The 22,813-nt window shown below is 39.2% G+C and carries 23 protein-coding genes; 20 read left to right on the top strand and 3 right to left on the bottom strand.

Annotated elements, in window-relative coordinates; genetic code table 11:
* The first annotated feature begins 1 nt into the window (after position 1).
* The 4 genes from V3I05_RS07510 (at position 2) to V3I05_RS07525 (ending at position 2,832) form a co-directional block, all read left to right on the top strand.
* Complete coding sequence (locus V3I05_RS07510) at positions 2-658, top strand: 5-formyltetrahydrofolate cyclo-ligase (RefSeq protein WP_299136067.1); 657 nt, start codon at positions 2-4, stop codon at positions 656-658.
* Positions 585-2,156, top strand: a complete 1,572-nt coding sequence (rny, locus tag V3I05_RS07515; RefSeq protein WP_300450315.1) for a ribonuclease Y — start codon at positions 585-587, stop codon at positions 2,154-2,156. The genes V3I05_RS07510 and rny overlap by 74 nt, the downstream gene beginning before the upstream one ends.
* 29 nt (positions 2,157-2,185) lie before the next feature.
* Positions 2,186-2,341 carry a hypothetical protein gene (locus V3I05_RS07520; RefSeq protein WP_295700648.1) on the top strand — a complete coding sequence of 52 codons (156 nt, stop codon included), beginning with the start codon at positions 2,186-2,188 and terminating at the stop codon, positions 2,339-2,341.
* Positions 2,342-2,673: 332 nt separating this feature from the next.
* Positions 2,674-2,832, top strand: coding sequence for a hypothetical protein (locus V3I05_RS07525; protein ID WP_343353190.1), 159 nt, complete (start codon positions 2,674-2,676; stop codon positions 2,830-2,832).
* A gap of 5 nt (positions 2,833-2,837) precedes the next feature.
* Here the strand turns inward: V3I05_RS07525 and V3I05_RS07530 are convergent, their stop codons facing one another.
* On the bottom strand, positions 2,838-4,793 hold the full coding sequence (locus V3I05_RS07530; RefSeq protein WP_300447417.1) for a ribonuclease R: 1,956 nt from the start codon (positions 4,791-4,793) through the stop codon (positions 2,838-2,840).
* 140 nt (positions 4,794-4,933) lie between these two features.
* Between V3I05_RS07530 and V3I05_RS07535 the strand changes: the two genes are divergently transcribed.
* From V3I05_RS07535 to V3I05_RS07545, 3 genes are read left to right on the top strand one after another with little or no spacing between them, the layout of a single operon-like run.
* Positions 4,934-5,236, top strand: a complete 303-nt coding sequence (locus V3I05_RS07535; RefSeq protein ID WP_295700654.1) for an ATP-dependent Clp protease adaptor ClpS — start codon at positions 4,934-4,936, stop codon at positions 5,234-5,236.
* Between the two features lie 9 nt (positions 5,237-5,245).
* Positions 5,246-7,498 (top strand): AAA family ATPase, encoded by a 2,253-nt coding sequence (locus V3I05_RS07540; RefSeq protein ID WP_343353191.1) that lies wholly within the window; start codon positions 5,246-5,248, stop codon positions 7,496-7,498.
* Positions 7,479-8,243: a DUF815 domain-containing protein gene (locus V3I05_RS07545; RefSeq protein WP_295700658.1), complete on the top strand. Its 765-nt coding sequence runs from the start codon at positions 7,479-7,481 to the stop codon at positions 8,241-8,243. Before V3I05_RS07540 ends, V3I05_RS07545 begins: the two co-directional genes overlap by 20 nt.
* Positions 8,244-8,367: 124 nt before the next feature.
* Here V3I05_RS07545 and hemW read toward each other — a convergent pair whose 3' ends face one another.
* Positions 8,368-9,453: a radical SAM family heme chaperone HemW gene (gene hemW, locus V3I05_RS07550; protein ID WP_300447407.1), complete on the bottom strand. Its 1,086-nt coding sequence runs from the start codon at positions 9,451-9,453 to the stop codon at positions 8,368-8,370.
* A gap of 89 nt (positions 9,454-9,542) precedes the next feature.
* On the opposite strand from hemW, the gene V3I05_RS07555 reads away from it, so the two are divergent.
* The 11 genes from V3I05_RS07555 (at position 9,543) to V3I05_RS07605 (ending at position 21,054) form a co-directional block, all read left to right on the top strand.
* Positions 9,543-10,028, top strand: coding sequence for an RNA pyrophosphohydrolase (locus V3I05_RS07555; RefSeq protein ID WP_295700664.1), 486 nt, complete (start codon positions 9,543-9,545; stop codon positions 10,026-10,028).
* Positions 10,029-10,566: 538 nt separating this feature from the next.
* Positions 10,567-10,692 carry a hypothetical protein gene (locus V3I05_RS07560; RefSeq protein ID WP_304474911.1) on the top strand — a complete coding sequence of 42 codons (126 nt, stop codon included), beginning with the start codon at positions 10,567-10,569 and terminating at the stop codon, positions 10,690-10,692.
* Between the two features lie 471 nt (positions 10,693-11,163).
* Complete coding sequence (locus V3I05_RS07565) at positions 11,164-12,051, top strand: phospholipase A (RefSeq protein ID WP_343353193.1); 888 nt, start codon at positions 11,164-11,166, stop codon at positions 12,049-12,051.
* 289 nt (positions 12,052-12,340) lie between these two features.
* A complete protein-coding gene (locus V3I05_RS07570) occupies positions 12,341-14,395 on the top strand; it encodes a TonB-dependent receptor (protein WP_343353195.1) in 2,055 nt (684 codons plus the stop codon).
* 355 nt (positions 14,396-14,750) lie between these two features.
* A complete protein-coding gene (locus tag V3I05_RS07575) occupies positions 14,751-15,803 on the top strand; it encodes an ABC transporter substrate-binding protein (protein ID WP_343353196.1) in 1,053 nt (350 codons plus the stop codon).
* Positions 15,804-15,826: 23 nt separating this feature from the next.
* Positions 15,827-16,576, top strand: coding sequence for a class I SAM-dependent methyltransferase (locus tag V3I05_RS07580; RefSeq protein WP_343353197.1), 750 nt, complete (start codon positions 15,827-15,829; stop codon positions 16,574-16,576).
* A 4-nt stretch (positions 16,577-16,580) separates the two neighbouring features.
* Positions 16,581-17,594, top strand: a complete 1,014-nt coding sequence (locus V3I05_RS07585) for an iron ABC transporter permease (RefSeq protein WP_343353198.1) — start codon at positions 16,581-16,583, stop codon at positions 17,592-17,594.
* The gene (locus tag V3I05_RS07590; RefSeq protein ID WP_343353200.1) at positions 17,587-18,342 is read left to right on the top strand and encodes an ABC transporter ATP-binding protein; all 756 of its coding nucleotides are present in this window, start codon (positions 17,587-17,589) and stop codon (positions 18,340-18,342) included. The genes V3I05_RS07585 and V3I05_RS07590 overlap by 8 nt, the downstream gene beginning before the upstream one ends.
* Positions 18,342-19,001 (top strand): TonB family protein, encoded by a 660-nt coding sequence (locus V3I05_RS07595; protein WP_343353201.1) that lies wholly within the window; start codon positions 18,342-18,344, stop codon positions 18,999-19,001. Before V3I05_RS07590 ends, V3I05_RS07595 begins: the two co-directional genes overlap by 1 nt.
* Positions 19,002-19,156: 155 nt before the next feature.
* Positions 19,157-19,759: a hypothetical protein gene (locus tag V3I05_RS07600; RefSeq protein ID WP_295700687.1), complete on the top strand. Its 603-nt coding sequence runs from the start codon at positions 19,157-19,159 to the stop codon at positions 19,757-19,759.
* Between the two features lie 383 nt (positions 19,760-20,142).
* Positions 20,143-21,054 (top strand): pseudouridine synthase family protein, encoded by a 912-nt coding sequence (locus V3I05_RS07605; RefSeq protein WP_300447378.1) that lies wholly within the window; start codon positions 20,143-20,145, stop codon positions 21,052-21,054.
* A gap of 444 nt (positions 21,055-21,498) precedes the next feature.
* Here the strand turns inward: V3I05_RS07605 and V3I05_RS07610 are convergent, their stop codons facing one another.
* A complete protein-coding gene (locus tag V3I05_RS07610; RefSeq protein WP_300447374.1) occupies positions 21,499-21,747 on the bottom strand; it encodes a hypothetical protein in 249 nt (82 codons plus the stop codon).
* Here V3I05_RS07610 and fabG point away from each other — a divergent pair.
* Both fabG and acpP read left to right on the top strand, forming a co-directional pair.
* Complete coding sequence (fabG, locus tag V3I05_RS07615; protein WP_295700693.1) at positions 21,741-22,484, top strand: 3-oxoacyl-ACP reductase FabG; 744 nt, start codon at positions 21,741-21,743, stop codon at positions 22,482-22,484. The two genes, V3I05_RS07610 and fabG, sit on opposite strands and share 7 nt — an antisense overlap.
* 67 nt (positions 22,485-22,551) lie before the next feature.
* Positions 22,552-22,785: an acyl carrier protein gene (acpP, locus tag V3I05_RS07620; protein ID WP_300447371.1), complete on the top strand. Its 234-nt coding sequence runs from the start codon at positions 22,552-22,554 to the stop codon at positions 22,783-22,785.
* Positions 22,786-22,813 lie beyond the last annotated feature (28 nt).

Raw genomic sequence — 22,813 nt, forward strand, 5'->3', positions numbered from 1 at the left:
TATGTTTATATCATTATATCTAAAAAAAGGATTAACGATTACTAAACAGGACTTTAGATTCTATGCGAAGGCACGATTGGAGCATTGCTTTAAGCATAATCGCTTGGCAGATAAGGCACTTAATAAAGATTTGCTTACCTATTTAGAGAGGCAAAAATGTAGCAAAGTGCTCGTGTATATGCCTTTTGGCAATGAGGTGTATATTATGCCCCTTATTGCCACACTACGCAAAAAAAAATATCGCGTTTTTATTCCTTTTATACAAGGACTCAGTTTCAAAATGATACCATTGCGAATGCCATTGCATAAAAACGCATTTGGCATTTATGAGTCAAATAATTCTATATTTAAATTAATCAAAGTTGATGCGGTAATTATTCCTGTTTTGGGCATTGATAAGCATTTTAGGCGAATAGGGTTTGGGAGGGGTATGTATGATAGGTTTATGCCTACTCTTAAAAATAAGGTTCATATTATTTTTGTAGCACGAAGTCCAAACTATGTGCCAGATGTTATTACACAAGATTATGACGTGCAGGGAGATTGTTTTTTAACACCATCGGCTTTATGCGTAAGGAAGCACAATGGAAGTATGGTATGTAATAGGAAGTATAATCTTTGGGTTATTGGTCGGTGTGAGCGTGTATTTTATCGCTAGAAGGATATTTTACTCTCACTCTCATATCATTATAGAGCAGGCAAAAGCAAAAGCAAAGGCGATTGAATATGAAGCAGAGAGACTGCTTAAAGAGCACCAGCTTAAACTTAAAGAGGAGCAGCTTCATTTAGAACGTTCCTATGATGAGGAATGTGCGAAGTTGTCTAAAGAATATGATGCTAAAGTGGCTAAACTTGACAAAGAAGAGCGTATCAAGTATCAGCAGCTTGAGTATCAAAAGGCACAGATTGACAAAGATAGGCAAGAAGTAGCCGAGCTTAAGGCAAAGGTCTTGCGCTCACAAACCGAGCTTGATAAGCTCAAAAATGAGAATCAGGATATTAAAAAAGAAATGCTCTGCACCCTTTCAAAACATTTGCAAATGAGTAGAGAGGAGGCGACAAACATTCTGCTTTCCCATCTTGAAGAGGAACTTTATGAGGAAAAGGCTATGCTTATTCGCCGTTATGAGAGGGAGGCACAGCAGGAGGCAAAGAAAAAGGCAAATTATATCCTTGCCCAAGCCACTACACGTTATGCGGGGGATTTTGCCAATGAGCGATTAATTAATGTGGTTAATCTCCCAAATGATGAGCTAAAGGGGCGAATCATAGGCAAAGAAGGGCGCAATATTAAGACGTTAGAGCTTATTAGTGGTGTTGATGTGATTATTGATGATACACCCGGTAGCATTATTTTAAGTAGTTTTAATCTCTACCGCCGTGCGATTGCGACAAAGACGATTGAAAATCTTGTAGAAGATGGACGGATTCAACCTGCAAGAATTGAAGAGATGTATGAACGTGTCAAAAATGAGATGGACGAGCAGGTGCGGCAAGATGGAGAAAATATCGTGCTTGATATGAATTTAGGCTATATGCACCCCGAGCTTACATATTTGCTTGGCAAAATGCGCTATCGTGCGTCATTTGGGCAAAATGCACTCGGGCATTCTATTGAGGTGGCTAATTTGGCAGCTATTATTGCTGGGGAGCTTGGAGGCGATGAAAAACTCGCACGCAGAGCGGGAATCTTGCACGATATTGGTAAGTCTCTTACTCAAGAGTTAGGCGGTAGCCACGTGGATTTGGGTGTGGAGGTTTGCATCCGTTATAAAGAACACCCTGTGGTGATTAACGCTATTAAGGCACATCACGGCTATGAGGAGATTCAAAGCATTGAGTGCGCGGCAGTATGTGCAGCTGATACACTCTCTGCGGCACGTCCGGGTGCTAGACGTGAGGCATTAGAGAATTTCTTAAAAAGAATGCAGGATATTGAGCGTATTGCGATGGATAAAATCGGCGTGAAACAAGCCTATGCGATTAATGCTGGGCGTGAAGTGCGGGTGATTGTACGTGCGGATTTGATAAATGATGAAAAGAGTGTCATCTTAGCACGGGATATTGCTAAAGAGATAGAATCTACTTTGCAGTATCCCGGTGAGATTAAGGTTAGCGTGATACGTGAAATGAGGGCAGTTGAGTTTGCAAAATAGAATAGTGATCCTCAATCTTAGAATTGCACTTGATAAGTGAAGCGCGTCCTTCAGGCGCGAAGCAGATTTTATATCTGCAAAGCAAGATCTTTTGCAAGTGTGGATTAGCACGTTGTGCGAATGCGGCGATTACATCGCAACAGCAAGGGCATAATAGATTAGAGAATCTCTACCTTAGAAAATGAGTTTGTAAATGTGGATTAGTACTTCGTGTGAATGCAGCTCTTACATCATATATAGTAAAGTTTAAGTATTGAAAATTTTTGCTTAGTGTGGAGCATTCTATAAATCTAGGAAAATAGGGTTTGCTCATTATAAAATAAAAATATTTTTCTTGCGGAAGGTAGAAAATGTTCAGGGGATTTATCAAGGTTGAGGGGTGCATTTTGCAAGTGTGGGGCGAGAGGGTATCTAGCAAACACCGCGTATGTATGCAAATCTTCGTGTAATTTAATTTTTATGCAAGTGAAGTATTTCACTGAAATATACTCATTCCTTGAAAACCACAAAAAAATTTTTGAAACAATATTATATTTTTAACACAGACAAAAGCAAAAGGATTGTTTTATGCGTAGCTCATACTCTTAATGCAGTAGAATGTGGTGGTAGAGAATACGGAGATTCTAAGGGGGCTTTGAAGCTTCTAGAATCTTCTATTTGCCATAAAATTGAGTAAAAACCTTACTCCAAATATGTCCCATAGATAGCTCCTTGTATCAAATCTACGCTTTCAAGGCGAACATTGATGATTGTGTATTTCTCAAGTGAGTGTGAAAGTGTAATTTTCATCTGTGGTATCACATCTAAAGCTATACAATGGGAGGATTCATCTATGACAATGGCGGGACACATCACTTGTTTATGTGAATCTAAAAGTTCTGCTGCATAGCGAAGCATTTTAAGACGATAGAATGCTTGCTCAATATGGCTGATTTGCCTTTCTTTGACATTCAGCTCTTCAGCGATCCCATTGAGAGTATGTGTTAAAAAATCAATACTTTTGTGTTTGTGCAAAATAGCCTTTAAAATTCTATGCACTACCAAATCGCTATATCGGCGAATAGGCGAGGTAAAATGTGTATAGACATCAAAACCTAAGCCAAAATGCCCTATGTTATGTGTGCTATATGTGGCTTTGGCAAAGGATTGAATAATCATACTATCTAGGATATCACGCATTTTAAGTGTGTGGGCTTCTACATTATGGGTATACATATATGCGCTTTGTGCCTGAAGTGTGTGAATGAGTTTGTGAATATCTTTGGTCTGCGGGATTTCAAAGCCCATATTTTCAAGCTGCCACAAAAGAAAGCCGATACGATCTTTTTTTGGGGTGGGGTGGATTCTATAAATACCTTGAGGAGCAGTATTTTCGAGCATTTTTGCACTCTCCACATTAGCTAAGAGCATTGATTCTTCAATAATGCTATGGGCTAAGCCTTGCTGATGTCGCTGCCAATGGGATATTTTACCCTCCACATTAAGCTCTAGGGTTATTTCCTCACTGCAAAATTCATAGCCTTGCTTTAAGCGATGTGCTTTTGCCTTTTTCACATAGGGCACATAGGCTTTGAGCCATTTTTGGATTGCCTTAGGCAGAGGATTTGGCTGATTGTGTAAAAAGGCTTCTACTTCTTCATAGCTCACATTAGCCTGTGGCATAATCATCGCTTCTAAAAGCTCGCTTTGTAAGATATGGGCTTGTTTATTTAAGCAAATCTTCCACACCATTGCTAAAGAAAGCTTTTGCGCCTTAAGTGAGCAGATTCCACTGCTTAGCTCATTGGGGAGCATAGGGATTACTTTATGCGGAAAATATATGCTAAAGCCTCTTTGTCTTGTATTTTTATCAAGCTCACTCTCCATACTGACATATTCACTCACATCGGCAATAGCCACATAGAGCGTTTGCTCCTTTGTGTCAAAATAAATGGCATCATCGTGGTCTTTTGCATCTTTTGGGTCAATCACACAAAAAGGCAGATGGCTTAAATCCACACGATGAGTATACATCTCTTTACAGAGCGTATCATCAAAGGCTTTAGCGTTTTGGATTGCAATGGGGCTAAAGTCTTTTGCCATACCATTGAGGGCGAGTTTTTCATCAATATGAGCATCTTTTAGAATCCCCAGCACTTCAGTAATTTTACCCGTGGCGATTTCTACTCTCACTACACAATAGGGAGGCAAGGTACGGAGGGACTTTTGCGAGGCTTTAAGGGTGATAAATGCGGCTTTATGAGACTTGACCCCCAATTCCACAGCTTTTATCATACCTTTTTGTAGTACAAGCACAGCAAAACAATATGGCTTAGCACGATACAAAAGGGTGATAAAATGCAGCCTCTCTCTACTTTTAATCTTTGCTAAGATGATATCGCCCTTTCTAAACCCCATACCCTTTATACCATCAAGAAAGGCATCTTTAGTATGAGGAGAGCGAAGGTCTTTTACAAAAACTTTGCCTGATTGGGCAATATCTATAATGCCTATAACAAGGGTAGATTTAAGCGCGATATGCTTTCCTTTGGATTCAAGTGCATCCATATCTTGCAGTTGGGCTAATGCGTGAGAAAAGGATTTAGGAATGCGATTTTTCAATGTAGATTGCGCAATGAGTGTGTAAAAATAAATCATTAAGTATTCCTTCGCAGATTCACAAACCAGAAGTATTATATCTTTGAAAAGTAGCATAAAAAACAAAATTCTAAAAAATATATTCGTTTTACCAAACTTTGATAAAATAGCACTTTTTAATCAATTCTAAAGGGGATAATTTGGCGCATACGGGATTTGAGACAAGCACAGATACATTACTTGAGGAGCCAAGACTTTATCGCGTTTTGCTTTTAAATGATGATTATACAGCGATGGATTTTGTAACGCAGATTCTTATGGAGGTGTTTGATAAGACTTCTGATGAAGCTACGGCTATTATGCTAAAGATTCACAACGAGGGCAGGGGAGTATGCGGGATTTATACCTATGATATTGCTGAACTCAAGAGCCAAATTGTTACCCAAAAGGCAAAGGCACATAAATATCCCCTTCGTGTTATCACCGAGGAAATGCTTTCTTAAGGAGGGTATATGATAGGACAGAATCTTACGCTTATTTTTAATGAATCTATCGATATTGCACGAGAAATGCGACATAATATCCTCACAACAGAACATCTATTTTTAGCCACGCTGAATAATACTCAAGGTATTTCTATTTTGCAAAAATGTGGGGGTAATATACAGGAAATGCGCCGTATGACAAATCTCTATTTGCAAAAATATGTGCCATTTTCTCATCATCTCATACAAAACCCTAGGCAAACACCAGCCCTTGATAGAATTATCGAAACAATGGTAAAGCACGCTCAAAATAGTAATCGTCAAAGTGTAGATGTAGGAGATCTCCTTGCCTCTATTATGGAAGAAAATCAAAGCTTTAGCACACAGATACTCAAATCTCAAGGTATTGATAGACTAAGTGTGCTAGAAGTCATCACGCAACAAGAGCACGAAGATGTAATAAATGAAAGCACACAATCTGCAGAAAGTTATCTTGAAAAATACACAAGGAACCTCTCTGCACTTGCTAAAGAGGACAAAATCGACCCTGTTATTGGGCGCGAGGCAGAGATTTGGCGTGTGAGTGAGATACTCTGCAGACGTAAAAAAAACAACCCTATACTTGTAGGTGAGCCCGGTGTGGGGAAAACTGCCATTGCTGAAGGATTAGCACTAGAGATTTATCATAAGCGATTGCCAAAGGCTTTACACAATGCGCAAATTTTCGCCCTTGATGTGGGCAGTATGATTTCAGGGAGCAAATATCGCGGCGATTTTGAAAAGCGATTAAAAGGTGTGCTAAAAGAAATCGCGCAAATTCCCCATAGTGTGCTATTTATCGATGAGATTCACACGATTGTAGGCGCTGGAGCAACTTCTGGATCAAATCTTGATGCCTCTAATCTCCTTAAGCCCGCCCTTGCTAATGGTACATTACGTTGCATTGGGGCGACTACCTTTAGTGAGTTTAAAACGCATTTTGATAAGGATAAAGCCCTTGTGAGGCGATTTAGCAAGGTAGAAGTCAAAGAGCCAAGTTTGGAGGATTGCTATAAAATCATAGAGGGTTTAGCACCCATTTATGAATCTTATCATCACATCAAATATACAAAAAAAGCCCTCAAAGCCTGTGTGGATTTATCTAATCGATATATCAGCGATAAATTTTTACCCGATAAGGCGATTGATTTGCTTGATGAAGTGGGGGCAAATACTAGAATCTACCGCACGGACAAAGATTCTATGCCTCTTATTACTATTAAAGATATAGAATCTATCCTTAGCAAAAGTGTGCATATCCCTAAAAGCTCTATGAGTAAAGATGAGGGAAAAGCCCTGCTTACCCTTGCTAGCAAGCTTAAAGAGCGTATTTTCTCGCAGGATAAAGCCATTGATGAGCTAAGCAAAGTGATTAAGACAAACAAAGCCGGGCTAAGTGAGGGGAATAAGCCTATTGGTAGTTTTGTCTTTGCTGGACCTAGCGGCGTGGGGAAAACTGAACTTGCTAAAGAATTAGCGCGTATTTTAGGCATTGGGTTTGTTAAATTTGATATGAGCGAATATATGGAGGCACATTCTATTTCGCGGCTTATTGGTGCACCTGCGGGATATGTGGGCTTTGAGCAGGGGGGATTACTTGTAGATTCTATCCGTAAGAATCCCCATTGTGTATTACTGCTTGATGAAATTGAAAAGGCGCATATCGATATTTATAATATTTTGTTGCAGATTCTTGATTCTGCAAGTCTCACAGACAATGCTGGGAATAAGGCGGATTTTAAGAATGTAATTGTCATTATGACAAGCAATGCTGGGAGTAAGGAGGCAAACACATTGGGCTTTAGAGCGGATATACAAAGCAAAAATGATAGCGCTATCAAAATGCTTTTCTCCCCTGAATTGCGTAGTCGAATCGATAGTGTGATACATTTTAATCCGCTAGGGCTTAAAGAATATACATTGATTGCTAAAAAATACATTAGCGATCTTGCTACCTCGCTTAAGGAGCGGTATATTAATGTAAGCATAGATACTAAGGCGCTGCATTATCTTGCCACACAAAGTATGGATAAAGCCCTTGGTGCGCGAGAGATAAAAAAGATTATCGATAGTCAAATCAAACTCGCCTTAAGTGATGAAATCCTCTTTGGTGCACTAAAAAAGGGGGGCAATGTAAAAATCACTCTCAAACAATCCCCCACGCCACATATCGCGCTTGTTTGCAATAAGATTCACAAAAGCATAGAAAACAATAAAAAAGATGTTGCCAAAGTGCTTTAATTTCTCGTGGGAGGAGTATTCCGCTTGTGTCTATCGCTCCTCATTTGAGGGTTTTAGCGGCTATTTTAAACCTATAAGCGATTTTAAAAGAGCCTATCACCTCATTGGCTTGGATAAAGAGATTGCTGCTCTCACACACAATACACAGGCTTTTATGCGAGGAGAGAGGGCTTCTCACGCTTTGCTTTGGGGGGCTAGAGGCTGTGGGAAAAGCTCGTGTTTGCAGCAGGTATTAAGTGATGTATTAGCTCTAGATTCACTTTTGCGTATCATAGAGTTAAGCAAAGAATCTTTAGGTATTTTGCCTATGGTGCAAGATTGTGTGCGGGAATTGCCCTATAAATTCATTATTATGTGTGATGACTTATCCTTTGAGCCAAATGAGCAAGGCTACAAATCCCTTAAAAGCATACTTGAAGGTTCTTTTGAGAATAAAGCGGAGAATGTGTTATTTTACACGACATCTAACCAACGCCACCTCATTAGCGAATCTTACCCTCAAGACACACTCCATCTCAATGATGCACAAGATGAGATTCTCTCCTTAAGCGATAGATTTGGGCTTGTGCTAGGATTTTATACCCTAAGTCGCACGGAGTTTATGGCACTTTTAGAAACAATGCTACAAACGCCTCTTGATGAGAATTTAAAGCTCAAAGCATTGCAGTTTAGCACACTCAAAGGCTCGTGTAATCCCCGCATAGCGCACGAATTTTGCACTCTCTATCGTAATAAGATTCTGTAGCCCAAGCTGTTTTATGTATCGCCGCATTGCAAAAAGTGCCAATTTATACTTGCAAAATCCTCCAAAAACAAAGGGATATATTAAATTTTTAAGATTTATTCAGTGAGAAATGGATTTCTAAGGCTTAAAGTCTAGATTCTATCCATAAGGCAATCTCATCGCTTAAAAATAGCTCCTTAGCGCGTAAGAACTGCCTATCGCCGCACATATATAGCTCACATTTCCCACCCTCAAGCAAATCGCTCAAAGCCTGTGAGTGCAAAATATGACTAAAAGAGCTTATATCCACGCCCTTAGTACATCTAAGCCCTAGCATTATTGCCTCTGTTTGCAAATCTGCCTCGCTCAAATGCTCTTTATGCCGTTTAGTAGGATTTTGTAAATATTCTTTAAGATGAGAGCAAGTCCTTGAGCGAATCTTACCCACTCTTCCCACAGCTCCTGCCCCGCAGCCTAGATATTCTTCCCCCTGCCAATAGCCTAGATTGTGTTTGCATTGCCTATTTTCCCTTGCATAATTAGACACTTCATATTGCATAAATCCCCTATCTTGCAGTATCTCACGTGTGTAGAAAATCAACTCTTCATCTGTGCGACACTGCTTATTACTTGATTTTGAGGCAAAATGTGAGCCTTCATCGATACTCAAGGCATATACAGATATATGATTGATGGGTAGTTTGAGTGCGGAGGTAAGCTCAAATGCGATAAGGGGCTTATTATCAAGTGGGGTATTGATGATTAAATCACAGCTCAAATTCCCAAATCCCGCATTATACGCACTTTCCATACGATGAGTAATGTCTTTTGCGCTATGTTCGCGTTCTAGATATTGTAACTTTGCGTTATCAAAGCTCTGCACCCCTACACTTAGCCTATTTGCCCCCAAAGTGCATAAATCCCTGCACCATTGCGCACTTAAGAGATTTACATTTGCCTCTAGGGTAATCTCACAATGCGGGGCAAGATTAGCATATTTATGCACAAGCGTGAAAATAGTCTCATAATGCCTCGCGCTTAAAATATTAGGAGTGCCTCCACCGATAAAAATAGAGCTAAGGCAATAATGCTTATCCTGCAAAGTATGGGCTAAATCTACACACAAAGTTTCAATATAGTTATTAAAATATGCCTCCTCCCCCACAAAAGAAGTAAAGGCGCAATATCCGCATTTGCTCGTGCAAAAAGGTATGTGAATGTAAAGCAGCATAAATAATAATCCCTTGGTGGCTTCTTAAAAGATTATTGTATATTATAGCTTATAATGCACAGCAAAATGATACAACCCAAAGGCAGAGTATGAATCCTAGTGAAAACATAATCAAAAAATACCGCCCCAATGTCGCTGCTGTGATTCTCTCAAGTGCATATCCTAAAGAATGCTTATTTTTCATCGCGCATCGCCTTGATGTTAAGGGAGCGTGGCAGTTTCCACAAGGGGGAATTGATGAGGGTGAAAGCCCCAAAGAAGCACTTTTGCGCGAGTTAAAAGAAGAAATAGGCACAAACGCAGTAGAAATCATTAGCGAATGCCCCCATTGGATACAATATGACTTCCCCAAAAGTATGGCAAAAAAAATGTATGTAGGCTTTGCAGGGCAGATTCAAAAATATTTTCTCGTGCGATTAAAGAATAATGCAGAGATTAATCTTTGCACCCCTATCCCTGAGTTTGACAAATATGATTTTGTCAGCACACAGGAGTTGTTTGAGCGTGTTATACATTTCAAAAAAGAAGTCTATAAACAAGTTTTAGGACATTTCAAAAAAGAGGGTTATTTATAGAATCTAGATTCAACAAATTATCTCTTTTGGCAAAACAACAGGCAAGATTCTTATCTATCTTTTACAAGCAAAACATATCCTCGCTTATATAGACTTAAATCAAGTGCATACTAAGCATTTACTCCATTAGCCACTCGCTCTAGTTTGAGGTAAATTATATTCATTGTCATAATAAATAGAAGCTGATTTTTACTATCCACTAGCAAAATATATTTACGAGTATTGTAGATTCACTTGTGTTTGGCAAAGATAAGATTATGTTTAAGATTTAGGCATAAGGTGTTATGCTTGGCTACAAACTCAATTTCAAGGAATGTTTATCTTGGCTTAAGTGGATAACCCCCGCTTCTTTTGAGGCTTTTTGTTAGCATTATCTCTAATGATTGGCACAAGCATTTCTCGTTCTATTAATCGCTAAAACCTATTTGGCGGACACTATCTAGTATCTTGTAATTATTGATAGGTGCATTACACCCATTGCTCTTATTTTCGTTGTTAAATCTCAAAGAAATTTTTTACATTTACCAAAGTAGATAATATGGGCACAATCACTACTTTAAGTAATGAAAATACCGCCACATTAGAGACTATTACGAATGATAACAATGGAGCCATAGGATGGGAATTTTGCAAGAGAGAGTGTTTTTTGCTGCGTTATCTTTAAGATAGTGTGTGGTTTTATGGGGGGGGGGGGGGGGTAAGGTTTTTTGCAAGTGTGGATTAGCACTTTGTGCGAATGCGGCGATTACATCGCAACAGCAAGGGTATAATAAATTAGAGAATCTAAAACTTCAATAAAGCAATGTTTAAATTAAAGAATCAAATCAAAATAATAAAGGAGTGTAATAAAAGCATACAATGTCCTTCAACAAGCTATATTGCGATAAATAAAAACAAAATTTCCTTTTATTTTGGTCAGGGTGAGAATGTAGTATAATAGCGCTCGAGATTGTATATGGAAAGTAGGTGGTATATTCACAAACGCTTCTTAAAATTATTGCTAGGATAGTTCATATATTGGCTTCATTTAAAGAGCAAGTGTAGCCTTGCTCTAGTTTTGTTTAAGCTTGGATTGTATGAATATTTACTTTGGACAAGCTCAAATAAAGGCTATGTTTAAGAGAAAGGATAAACAATGAAGCGATGGGGTAGAGTATGCATAATGTGGCTATGCAGTGTATTTGCCTTAGCACAAGAAGAGCAAAAGCAGCAGGAGCAGCAAAAACAAAATATGTATGTTAATGTAGATTCTGTATTCTCTCCCCCACTATCAATACCTAGCACAGATCAATCGTATCTAGCACTCTATCCGCATAAAGCCATATATATCTTGCCTTATTATTATAGTTTCAGTGAGCCAGCCCCGGGGAATCTTAATAGAGAAACTAAATTTCAGTTTAGTTTTAAACTTGCTGTTACAAAAAAACTTTTTTCACCTTATGGGAAGCTGTATTTTGCATACACACAAACGGCTTGGTTCCAAAATTACAATAAACCTGATTCTCGTCCATTTAGGGATTTAGACTATCAGCCTGAAATATTTTATAGCTATGAAAAGCCTATTAAGTTTTTAGGTGGGGTATTGAAGGGTATTTCTCTTGGTATTAATCATACAAGCAATGGTGAGAGACTCTTACGCTCACGCACTCAAAATCGCCTTCTTTTAAATATACGTTGGGAGTATGATACCTTGAGTTATGGGACATTTGGCTTGAATCTTGGCACTTGGATATACACAGGGACACATTTAGATGGTTTTATGCACGATAATCCTGATTTGCCACTCTATCGGGGTTATAGTGATTTACGTTTATATTATAAAAGCAAGAGGCATTTGCTTGAAGCCTATGTGCGCCCACCTATTGCAAGGGTATATTATCCTTATTTTGAGTTAGGCTATACATTACGTGTGAGTGATAATGTAGGTATTTATTGCCAATATGTGAATGGATATGGGGATAATATGTTTGAATATAATCAATATGCTCAACGCATAGGCATAGGTTTTCGCTTGTGGAATTAATATTCTCCAGTCTATCTATGCCTTTGCTATTGTAGCTCAAGCTGCCGTATTTGCCCTTGTGCTAATTCACATTTGTAGAGTGAGTTTTAAAGTGGATTCTCTAGGATAAACATTATTATGCGATTTGGATAGTAGCCCACACAGATTGTGTAATCTTGTTATTTTAATTTGAATGCGCGATATTGCCTTAAGGTATCAAAATACGCTCTTTCTCTCATTATTTATTAAAACTTAAGAACAGAATTTATAATATATCGTCGCATAAAATTTTATACAACGGGAGGCATATATGGAAACAAAAATTTGGCACAAATGTTTAGGGGGGGGGGCATTGGCTTCATTGCTCCTTGGGGTAGGATTCACCGAAGAGGTATATGACCTTGGGCGGATAGAGGTTATGGCAAAGGGCGAACATAAGCCTGTGGATACTAATAGCACCTTGACAAATATTACTGCACAAGATATTGCCAATACAAGCTCACAAAATGTCGCCGAAGCACTGCGCTATATGCCCGGTGTGTTTTTCCAGCCAGCTACAGGGCAGAGAGGTGAGCCAAGCATAGGCATTAGAGGATACAGCACGACACACATCGGGCTATTCATCGATGGAATCCCCGTGCATAGCATATATGATAGACAGACGGATTGGGCGCAGTTTAGCACCTTTGGGATAGCTGAAATCAATGTGTCTAAGGGCTATACAAGCCCTATTTATGGTATGAATACGCTAGGTGGGGCAGTTAATATCGTTACTTCTAAGCCAAAAGACGCCCTAGAGCTTAATGCGGGTTATACCTCTGTAAGCAATAATGAAGATCGTGCATTTGCACAAGTAGGCACAAATATGGGGAAATACTATTTCCAGCTTGGCTATGCCTATGATGGACGAGATTCGTATAATCTCTCTTCAAAATTCACGCCCACAGCCTATCAGCCTAAGGCCGAAAAGCTTAATTCCTATTACACAAACCACACATTGCGAGTTAAGGCAGGATTTGAACCAAATGAAAATCACGAATATTCTTTGAATCTTATTTATCAAAAAGGCGATAAGGGCGGTATGTTTAATGCCAACACAGGAGGGAACTTTTGGAAATGGCCTCATTATGATAAGATTACTGCCTATATTCTGGGCAATTCAAGGTTTAATGATATGCTAAGCCTTAATAGCAGAATTTATTATGATAGATTCTATAATGAGCTTGAAATGCTTGGTTCTTTACAAGCAAATTATGAAAATATTGGCAATTCAAATGCTATGGGTATTTCTATTTATGATGATTATGCGTTGGGCATCATCGAGACCCTTAATATAGATTTTGATGAAAATAAGAATCTCAAAATAGGTGTGAATCTAAAAAATGATAACATCAATCACACTGATAAACCACTTCCGGGTGCAACAGGTACAAATGATAATAACAAGATTAGCGACCTCTCTACCTCTATTTTTGCAGAATATGCACAAAGCATCAATGATATATTGCGCTTTGCACTCAATGGAAGCTATGATAGGAACGACTTCCTTAAAGGGAGTAGCACAAATAATAAGGATTTAACAAGCATTAAGCATTTGCAGGGCTGGACATTGCAAGGGATTGTCTATCTCTCGCCTACGGATTGGAGCACAATTTATGTCAATGTAGGTAAAAAATCTAAGCTTCCTACATTAAAAGATAGATACTCGACTACTTGGGGTAATCGCACTCCTAGCCCTGACATTTCTCCTGAATCTGCAATAAATTATGAATTGGGAGCGAAGTTTGACTATGAAAGCACCCATTTTAGCATTGCGGCATTTTATAATGATATAAACGATATTCTTATTTCTGTAAGTGACCCTACCAATAGTTGCTTGAATGGAAGCCAATGTTCAAAGCTTATTAACGCTAAAGAGGGCTATGCCTATGGGGCAGAGGTAAGCCTCAAGCAAGGATTCCTAGATGAAAAGATTGTCTTTAGTGCAAACTATACCTATACAGAGAGAAAAGCGACAAATGCTAGCGGCTCTAGCTATGGTGTCGATGGAAGTAGAATCTTAGACTATCCTAACCATATCGGTAATGCCTCATTGCTTATTGCTCCTCTCAAGCAACTTGATTTGATAGGTTTAGCGACTTTCCAAAGTAAGCAGTGGTATCTTTTGGGTAGCACTAGAAACCCAACAGGTTATGCGCAAAATAACGATATTTTCTTGCTTGATGTGAAGCTTAATTATCGCCCTATTGAAGCCTTGCAATTTTCAGTAGGAGCGTATAATTTGCTGGATAGAAATTACTACTATGGCAGTGGTTACTATCAACCCGGACGTAGAATCTTAGCAGGTGTGGAATATAAATTTTAAGAATATTTTAAGCTAATGGCGCGGGAGGGAATCTTAGGGAATATAAAAACGATGAGTTTTTAAAGATTTAATTTTCTTATTTTTTTTCTTTTTATAAAGGGGAGGGGCTTAAATGTGCAAGTGTGGATTAGTGTTTCACACAAATGCGAAGTCGGCTCGGCAATATATGCCTCGCTCCCCCTTATATATCGTTCAGGGATATACCCTTCACCCCCTACGACGCTTTAAGAGGTTTGCACTTCGTGCGAATGCCACGGCTTTAACTTGTAAAGCCTCGTAATGACGAGAGAATATGTAAGTGGTGGCTATTGCGATGTAATCGCAATAGCCAAGGAAATCAATAAGAGGAGTGTGTATGAGAGCATTATATATTGTTTTAATAGCATTAATTCTTATCGCCTGTGGAGACAAAAGCGATGAGGGAGCAAAAGCAGCAGGGCAGCCACAGGCGGTAGATTCTATAGAATCTACACAATCAGCCCAAGAGCAAGTCATTAGGGCATTTGGTATGAATCCCCCTTTGAGTGTGCTGTTAGAAATCCTCAATCCTCAAGGTATGGTTGGGCTAAACTACAAGCCATACGAGGAGGATATAGCCTTTATGCCGCCAAATATCTCTACTTTGCCCGTTTTGGGACATATGGGGAATAGAAGCGTATCGTTTGAAAGCCTTGTGGCTTTAAAGCCTGATGTGGTGTTTTTCAGCGAGGGGAGCAGTGAAGATATGCTAGAGCCTTACCAAAAGGTAGGTATCAAGACATTTATCGTCCCGGGCTATCATTTTGAGGACATACCCTTAGCTATTAAGGCTTATAAGGAGGCATTTGCCGCTGATAAGAGGGTGAGCGAAAAGGCGGATATACTCCTTGCATTTGTAGAGGAGCAAGGAAAGAGGCTTGAATCTTTGCAAAATGCCATTACAGAGCGTCCAAAGGTGTATTTCGCACAGGGCTTTGATGGGCTAAAAAGCCAATGCGCGAGTGTGGGGCAGAAGGATTTAGCCTATTATATTGGCGGTGAGAATGCCCTTGATTGCTCTATGCTAGATAATCCCTCTATGCAATCAAGTATTAACTTTGAGATTCTAGCGAGTATAAATCCGGAGGTGATATTCGTGCGGGAATTGCCCTTTTATAGGGAGCTAATGAGTAATGCCCCATTGCAGTGGAAGAATCTTAGCGCGTTTAAAAATCATAGAATCTACTACGCTCCCTCCACACCATCAAATTGGCTTATGCGCCCTCCTAGTGTAATGCAATCTCTAGGCTTTTTATGGGCCTTTGAGAAAGTGCAGCCTACGCTTATAAGTCAAAAAGAAGTCAAAGAAAGGGCGCAATATTTCTTTCATACATTTTTGCGGGATTTGAGTGATGAGGAGTATGAGCGGATTCAAGGCTTGAGAGAGTAGGGCAAAAAGATAAAAGGAAAGATATGCAAACACAAGCGGAGAATTGGGACAAAAAGGCACAGAGCTTCCCGCGATTTATCAAAGATACACAGGATACTTTAGAGATTTTAGATTTTTTTCTATCACAGGGAGTGGAGTTTGCAAACAAGGTGATTTTTGATATAGGCTGTGGGAATGGACGATTCGCCTTGCAACTTGCTTTTATGGCAAAAAAGATTTATGCGAGTGATATTTCCTCACAAATGCTAGGTCATTTAGAGACAGACGCGAAATCTCATCAGCTGTATAATATTCAAACACTCCATAGCGCTTGGTTAGAATATGATATAAGCACATTAAGCGATGAAATTGACTTAGGCTTTGCCTCTATGACTCCCGCACTTAATAATAAAGCAGCTTTTTTAAAGGCTTTGAATCTTGGCAAAGAGGGCTTGTGCTATGTGGGCTGGGGGAGAGAGCGTAAATGTGCGTTTTTAGATAAGATTCTGCATTTGCATCATTTAGGGCTTTTGCTTCCTGTGGGGCTGCCTAATGTGCTGCAATGGCTCAAAGAGGAGGGCTATAAAGAGCCGCAGTTTCTATACAAAAAGGCAGATTTTGTCTATAAATCTCCTAGTCTTAAGGCGATAGAGGATATTAAATGGCATATTCGTATCCACGATGGTACACCTGATGAGAGGCTCATTACCCAATATGTGTGTGAAAATGAAGTAAATGGTGAGATTAGCTATACACATAGCCGCGAGATAGGCATTACCTTTATTCCTAAGTGATAATATGATGTCAAATAAGCGCAAAATAGGGTTGATTATCTTACTTGGTATTTTACTTTGTGCGTGCGGATTCTATGTGGTTACTTTGGGGAATTTTCATATTGATTTTGCCTCTATTCTTGCCTTTGTGGGCGCAGATATGAGCGAGGAAAACACCTTGTCGCATTTTGTGATATTTGAGATAAGAATCCCGCGTGTATTAGCCGCTATCGTTGTGGGTGGTTCTCTGGCGTTAAGCGGGGGCTTGTATCAAGGGATAGTAGGGAATCCTCTCGTTTCACCTACGATTTTAGGGGTGCTTAATGGCGCGAGTTTTGGCGCGGGGCTTGGGATACTCTTGGGCTTGAATATCTTTGGCATAGAGGCGTTGTGCTTTGTCTTTGGTATTGTGGCTATGCTCCTAGCCCTTGCTTTAAGCTGGGTGTTTGATAATGGTAGGAGCATATTAATGTTGATACTTGGAGGTATGATTGTCTCGGCGTTTTTTGGTGCGGGAATGTATATCTTAAAAATCCTCGCCGACCCTTATAACACTCTGCCTAGCATTGTGTTTTGGTTGATGGGGAGCTTGAGTAATGCAAAGGCGGATTTCCCTCTGTATATTGCCTGTGCTGTCTTTGCGCTAAGTATGGCTTTTAGCGTGATTCTCTCCCGCTCTATTGATATACTCAATCTCGATGAGCAGAGCGCGCAGAGTTTGGGCGTGAATGTAAGGTTTATGCGTATAATGTGTATTTGCATAGCGACTTTGCTTGCAAGCTGCAGCGTGGCATTGGCTGGAGTAATAGGCTGGGTGGGCTTAGTCATTCCGCATATTGCGCGTTTTATTATGGGGGCGAATCACCGCTTTATGCTGCCTTTTTGTGCGTTATTTGGGGCGTTGTTTTTACTTATTTGTGATACATTTGCTAGAAGTGCCTTAGCCACAGAGATTCCATTGGGCATCATCACGGCGATGGTGGGAATCCCTATTTTTGTAATAACGATTTATATCAACAAACGAGCGTTCAATGAATGAGGCATTAAAGCTCTCACATATAAACGTGAGTATTGGCAAAAAGCAGATTTTATGCGATGTGAGTTTGGCAGTGAATAAGGGGGAGATTTGTGCAATTTTAGGTGCAAATGGCAGTGGCAAAAGCACTTTGCTTAAGGCGATTTTGGGGCATTTGGCTTATAGTGGGGGTATGGCTTTAAATGGCGAATGCGCGCATAAACTTAGTATTAAAGAGAGGGCAAGGATTGTAAGCTATGTGCCACAAAGCCATCATATTAACTTCCCTTATAATGTGCTTGAAGTCGTGCTTATGGGGCACTTTAGCCATAGTGCTTTGATGTATCATAGCGGCGATAAGCAAAAGGCAATAGAATCTTTAGAAATGCTTGGTATAGCGCATTTATCTGTGCAGACATACTCTAGGCTCTCCGGTGGGCAAAAGCAGCTCGTGCTAATAGCGCGCTCCTTAGCCCAAGATACGCCCATTATCGTGCTTGATGAGCCTGTGAGTGCGCTAGATATTTCGCATTCTTTTAGACTTTTGGAGATTCTATCTCAACTCACAGATAAAAGTATTATCATTACTTCTCACCACCCTGAGCAGTGCTTCATCGCGCATAAAATAGCAATGATAAAAGATGGGAGATTACTGCATTATGGCACACCTAAAGAGACACTTTGTGAATCTCATATCAAGCAGCTTTATGGTATAGACACACAAAGCGTGGTTTTGCCTAATGGTGGAGTGTATTTTTGTGCAAAGAAGTGATGAGTAAAAAAGCGCTGGAGAGAAAAGAGCAATTTTCCACTATATTTGCTTTTTGTCTTGCAGGTGCGGTGTATGTGGTAGGATTGATAGGTTATTTTTGGAATACTCATAGGGTGATACCAGCAAGTGAGGCATCTATTACCCATCTTTCTTTATCGCATTTTACGACCACAGGGCAAGATTCCCCCAAAGCAGCCCAAGCCCTACCCCCTAAGCAAAAGCCTCAAAAGCAGCATAAGCGGATTGATAACAAAAGCATAGCAAAGCCAGAGCAGATAAGGACGCAGGAGGGGGACATTATAGAGGAAAGTATTTTAACACGGCAGGAGCAAAACGCTCAATCGCAGCAAAGTATTGCTTCACAGGCAAGTAGTGCGGGTGAAATGGACGCATATATGAAGCACGTATATGAAGTTATAGCTAAGCATTATGCTCTTACGCAGAGACTAAAAGGGTATAAAAAAGGTGAAGTGAAGCTTGCTTTTAAGATTGATATGTCGGGGGTTGTCTTTGATATACAAGTGATTTCAAGCAGCGGGTATGCGGAGATTGACAATGCAGCGGTGAAGACATTGCAAGGGATCAGTAAAGATTTAAAAAAGCCAAACAAAATTTATACGATGAGCATAACATTGCATTATGGAAACAAAAATAAATAAGGGTGAGTTGATTAACCATTTTTTCAATTTTTTTTATGGTTAAATAAAGTATTATTTTTTAAATAAAAGGCGGCATTTATCTTAAATATCCAAGCGTTTGCTATAATAATATATCTCAGGTATGGGAGCTGCAAGGAGCCCATCAAGGAGGGAAAATGGTGGTGGTAACGGAGATGGATAACAAGCTTCGTATGATTGAAATAGGTAAAAAGATTCTTACACAAGAAGAATTTGAGCTTTTTAAAAAAATTGAAGATGAGAGAACAGGTCATAGAGACACTCGCCCTATACCTAGAAATAATGATTTGCGCTATCGAGAAGAATATCGAGAATGGCGATCGAAAGCTCCTAAGCACAGCGATAAATCAATGGAAGATTTTTATAATATCAAAATGAAAATATTAGATGCCCTCTCCGATGAAGTACTTGAAAAATATGAATATACACACACTATTAAACTTGTCTCTTCAAGGGAGGTTGTGGGTATTCCGCTGGTGATTAACTATCGTAAAATTAATGATGATTTAAAAATGCTTGAGGTCATTAGTGATAGACATAAACTCGTGATTAATGCTAAGGTTGGCACATCTTTTTATACATCTTTTGCGCGTTTTGAGATTGCATTTGAGGCGGAAAAAAGCAAGATAATGGATATTTTTATGGCATTAGAGCATAAGGCAAAGCACGGATTCTTTATGGATAAGATGGCGGAAATACTTGTAGAAACAAGCCAAGCCAAACTTTGTATCCCAAAATAAGCTTTTGATATTAAGATAGTCTTGAGTAGAAAAAATGATAAATTATGATCTGGCTTTACTCGCTTGCAGGTAAAGTATAACATTAACTCGCATAAAGTTAGATTGCACGAAGTGCATACCCACAAAAACCTTTAAAAGCGTTGTAAGTGTGAGAGGAAATTCAACAAACGGATATATAAGAGGAAGAGGGGCGTATATTCAAATTAGTTTTGTATTTATGCTTTAGTGCTAACTTAACCTTGCACATTTAAGCTTTTTGCTCAAGGCATACATAGATTAAAGAAACTTTAAAATTGCAACCAAGCAATGTTTATTAAAAAAGCATTAAATAAAGATGATGGTTTTGTTTTATCTGTCATAATATAGCTTTTAAAAGGACGTATATGCCTTTTGTTACGCGCTGTTATAAGATCGAAGAACCCATAGCTGCATTTTTATTCCTTATGCGGCATAGGAGATATAGCATTAAAGAAGCTCAAAGAGCCATAGACAAGGCGTATCTCACGCAAAATGGGCATATCATTAGAAAAAATGAAATCATTTGCGGCGATGTAGAGCTTAATGAATTTATCCCTCAAGATATGCCCTTAGAGCCGCTTTTTTATAATGCGGATTTTTGCGTGTATGACAAACCGCACAATCTCCTCACCCACCCCAAGGGGAGATTCTATCACTATTCGCTCAATGATGCCCTCAAATCGCGCTTTGGCACTCACGCTAAAGCCCTTCATCGCCTTGATAAAGAGACAAGCGGCTTATTGCTCTGCACGATTAACCCACAAAGTGAGAGGGCGCTAAAGGTCCTTATGCAAAAAGGTGCGGTTATAAAAAGCTACTATGCCATTGTAAAGGGCAAAGTAGAAAAAGAAATCCTTATAGATGAGCCACTTAGCACACAAAGGCATAAAGGCGGGGATTTATGTATCAAAAGCATTGTGTGCGAAAATGGCAAAAAAAGTCGCACACTCTTGCGTCCCATAGCTTACCACAATCCCACAAATTCTAGCCTCGTGTCTGCCTTAGCCCTCACCGGTAGGACACATCAAATCCGCGTGCATTGCGCCTTTATAGGACATAGAATCTTGGGAGACCCACTCTATGGTGCCAATGAAGCACATAGCAGGGAATATTTGCAAAACAATGAACTCCCGCAATATACACAATACTTTGGTGCGCCCTATCTTTGCTTGAATGCTCATAATCTCCAATTTCACTTCAAAGGGCAGGATTATACTTTTACAAGCCATTTTTGCTTTGATTTTATGCCACATTTTGCAGCATATTTTAAGCCTTAGCCTTGAATATCTTTTTTTTTTTTTTTTGATTAATGTGCTACGTTTCGTTATAAATTTCATTGCAAGGCGGGGTATGACTACTATCATAAGGGCATTTTATTTCTACTTTGGGCGCATTATTTGTATTTTTTATTAATGCTTGTTTGAATAATGGTGTTTTGGACTCTTATGATGAGCAGATTTCTACCACACTGCAGGAGTTTTTGCATTCTCTTTAATACTCCCATCGTGGAAAGTGTAAGATAGCAGCATAGATAGCGTGAGATTTAGTATAGATAGTGATTATATTCTAAAAGCTATATATTCCTTTGCTATTGTGATATGATCAGCACAAAGTCTTGTTTTACAGGGCAAAGCTCTACAAAACGTCTAAAGCTATTAACTTGTGACTAAGACATTGTTTTATTCATCATACGCATAACGTGCTTATTCACACTTGCAAACTCATTTTCTAAGACATAGATTCTTTAATCTATCATTTCGCGCGATTTCTAAATACACCCTGCTTTGCAGATGTAGAATATGAATCCACACTTGCAAATTTAAGCCACTCGTTGATATACTTCTAACCTTTGTATTAAAGATATAAAACATAGATTCTCTATTTGCTAGGCTTATTTTTACAGGATTTGGCAAATGTAAAATGAGTTTAAGGGTATAGAATCTAAAAATATAAGGAGTATGTAATGACATTTCAAGGAAATAATGTGCTTATTACCGGTGCGAGTAAGGGCATCGGGGCGCAGATTGCTAAAACATTGGCAAGTTATGGGCTAAAGGTGTGGATAAACTACCGCTCAAAGCCAGAATTGGCAGATGAGCTTAAAAAAGAGATAGAATCTAATGGTGGCAAGGCGGCGGTGATTAGGTTTGATGCGAGTATTGAGGAGGAATTTATCACTGCATTGAAGGCGATTGTAGAGAGTGATGGGGCTTTGGGCTATTTGGTTAATAATGCAGGGATTACTAATGATAAACTTGCTTTGCGTATGAGCGTAGAGGATTTTGAAGAAGTGATTAATGCTAATCTCAAATCCTGCTTTATTGGTTGTAGGGAAGCCCTCAAGATTATGAGTAAGCAGCGATTTGGGAGTGTGGTTAATATCGCCTCTATTATCGGCGAACGTGGTAATATGGGGCAGACAAACTATGCTGCGAGCAAGGGTGGTATGATTGCGATGAGCAAATCTTTTGCTTATGAGGGCGCACCGCGCAATATCCGCTTTAATTGCGTTACGCCTGGATTCATAAAAAGCGATATGACAGATGAGCTAAAGCCTGAAGTCGTAGAAAGCTATATGAAAAACATTCCGCTTGGACGTTTTGGTGAGGCAAATGATGTGGCTGAAGCAGTGGCGTTTTTACTCTCAAATGCTTCAAACTATATCACAGGTGAAGTGCTTAAGGTAAATGGCGGATTGTATATGTAGAGAATCTTGCCATTTAATAAATTTTTGTTATAATGGTAGCTTTTAAGTCTAAATCAAGGAGAACACAATGGATACATTTGAAAGCGTAAAGGCAGTAGTTGTAGGGCAATTAAACGTTGATGCTAATGAAGTAAAACCAGAATCTCGTTTTATTGAAGATTTGAATGCAGATTCTCTTGATGTGGTAGAGCTTGTTATGGCGTTGGAAGAAAAATTCTCTATTGAAATTCCCGATGAAGATGCGGAAAAAATTAAAACAGTGAATGATGTTGTCACTTATATCGAAAAAGCAACAAAATAACACTTTAATCAAGAACCCGTTAAATAAA

Source organism: Helicobacter mastomyrinus (genome assembly GCF_039555295.1).
GTDB lineage: Bacteria > Campylobacterota > Campylobacteria > Campylobacterales > Helicobacteraceae > Helicobacter_C > Helicobacter_C mastomyrinus.

Bases quoted from the DNA above. Each gene is read 5' to 3' on its own strand.
- V3I05_RS07510 (WP_299136067.1), top strand. From the start codon at position 2: ATGTTTATATCATTATATCTAAAAAAAGGATTAACGATTACTAAACAG.
- rny (WP_300450315.1), top strand. From the start codon at position 585: ATGGAAGTATGGTATGTAATAGGAAGTATAATCTTTGGGTTATTGGTC.
- V3I05_RS07530 (WP_300447417.1), bottom strand. From the start codon at position 4,793: ATGATTTATTTTTACACACTCATTGCGCAATCTACATTGAAAAATCGC.
- V3I05_RS07540 (WP_343353191.1), top strand. From the start codon at position 5,246: ATGATAGGACAGAATCTTACGCTTATTTTTAATGAATCTATCGATATT.
- V3I05_RS07545 (WP_295700658.1), top strand. From the start codon at position 7,479: ATGTTGCCAAAGTGCTTTAATTTCTCGTGGGAGGAGTATTCCGCTTGT.
- hemW (WP_300447407.1), bottom strand. From the start codon at position 9,453: ATGCTGCTTTACATTCACATACCTTTTTGCACGAGCAAATGCGGATAT.
- V3I05_RS07555 (WP_295700664.1), top strand. From the start codon at position 9,543: ATGAATCCTAGTGAAAACATAATCAAAAAATACCGCCCCAATGTCGCT.
- V3I05_RS07560 (WP_304474911.1), top strand. From the start codon at position 10,567: ATGGGCACAATCACTACTTTAAGTAATGAAAATACCGCCACATTAGAG.
- V3I05_RS07565 (WP_343353193.1), top strand. From the start codon at position 11,164: ATGAAGCGATGGGGTAGAGTATGCATAATGTGGCTATGCAGTGTATTT.
- V3I05_RS07570 (WP_343353195.1), top strand. From the start codon at position 12,341: ATGGAAACAAAAATTTGGCACAAATGTTTAGGGGGGGGGGCATTGGCT.
- V3I05_RS07575 (WP_343353196.1), top strand. From the start codon at position 14,751: ATGAGAGCATTATATATTGTTTTAATAGCATTAATTCTTATCGCCTGT.
- V3I05_RS07580 (WP_343353197.1), top strand. From the start codon at position 15,827: ATGCAAACACAAGCGGAGAATTGGGACAAAAAGGCACAGAGCTTCCCG.
- V3I05_RS07585 (WP_343353198.1), top strand. From the start codon at position 16,581: ATGATGTCAAATAAGCGCAAAATAGGGTTGATTATCTTACTTGGTATT.
- V3I05_RS07590 (WP_343353200.1), top strand. From the start codon at position 17,587: ATGAATGAGGCATTAAAGCTCTCACATATAAACGTGAGTATTGGCAAA.
- V3I05_RS07595 (WP_343353201.1), top strand. From the start codon at position 18,342: ATGAGTAAAAAAGCGCTGGAGAGAAAAGAGCAATTTTCCACTATATTT.
- V3I05_RS07600 (WP_295700687.1), top strand. From the start codon at position 19,157: ATGGTGGTGGTAACGGAGATGGATAACAAGCTTCGTATGATTGAAATA.
- V3I05_RS07605 (WP_300447378.1), top strand. From the start codon at position 20,143: ATGCCTTTTGTTACGCGCTGTTATAAGATCGAAGAACCCATAGCTGCA.
- fabG (WP_295700693.1), top strand. From the start codon at position 21,741: ATGACATTTCAAGGAAATAATGTGCTTATTACCGGTGCGAGTAAGGGC.
- V3I05_RS07610 (WP_300447374.1), bottom strand. From the start codon at position 21,747: ATGTCATTACATACTCCTTATATTTTTAGATTCTATACCCTTAAACTC.
- acpP (WP_300447371.1), top strand. From the start codon at position 22,552: ATGGATACATTTGAAAGCGTAAAGGCAGTAGTTGTAGGGCAATTAAAC.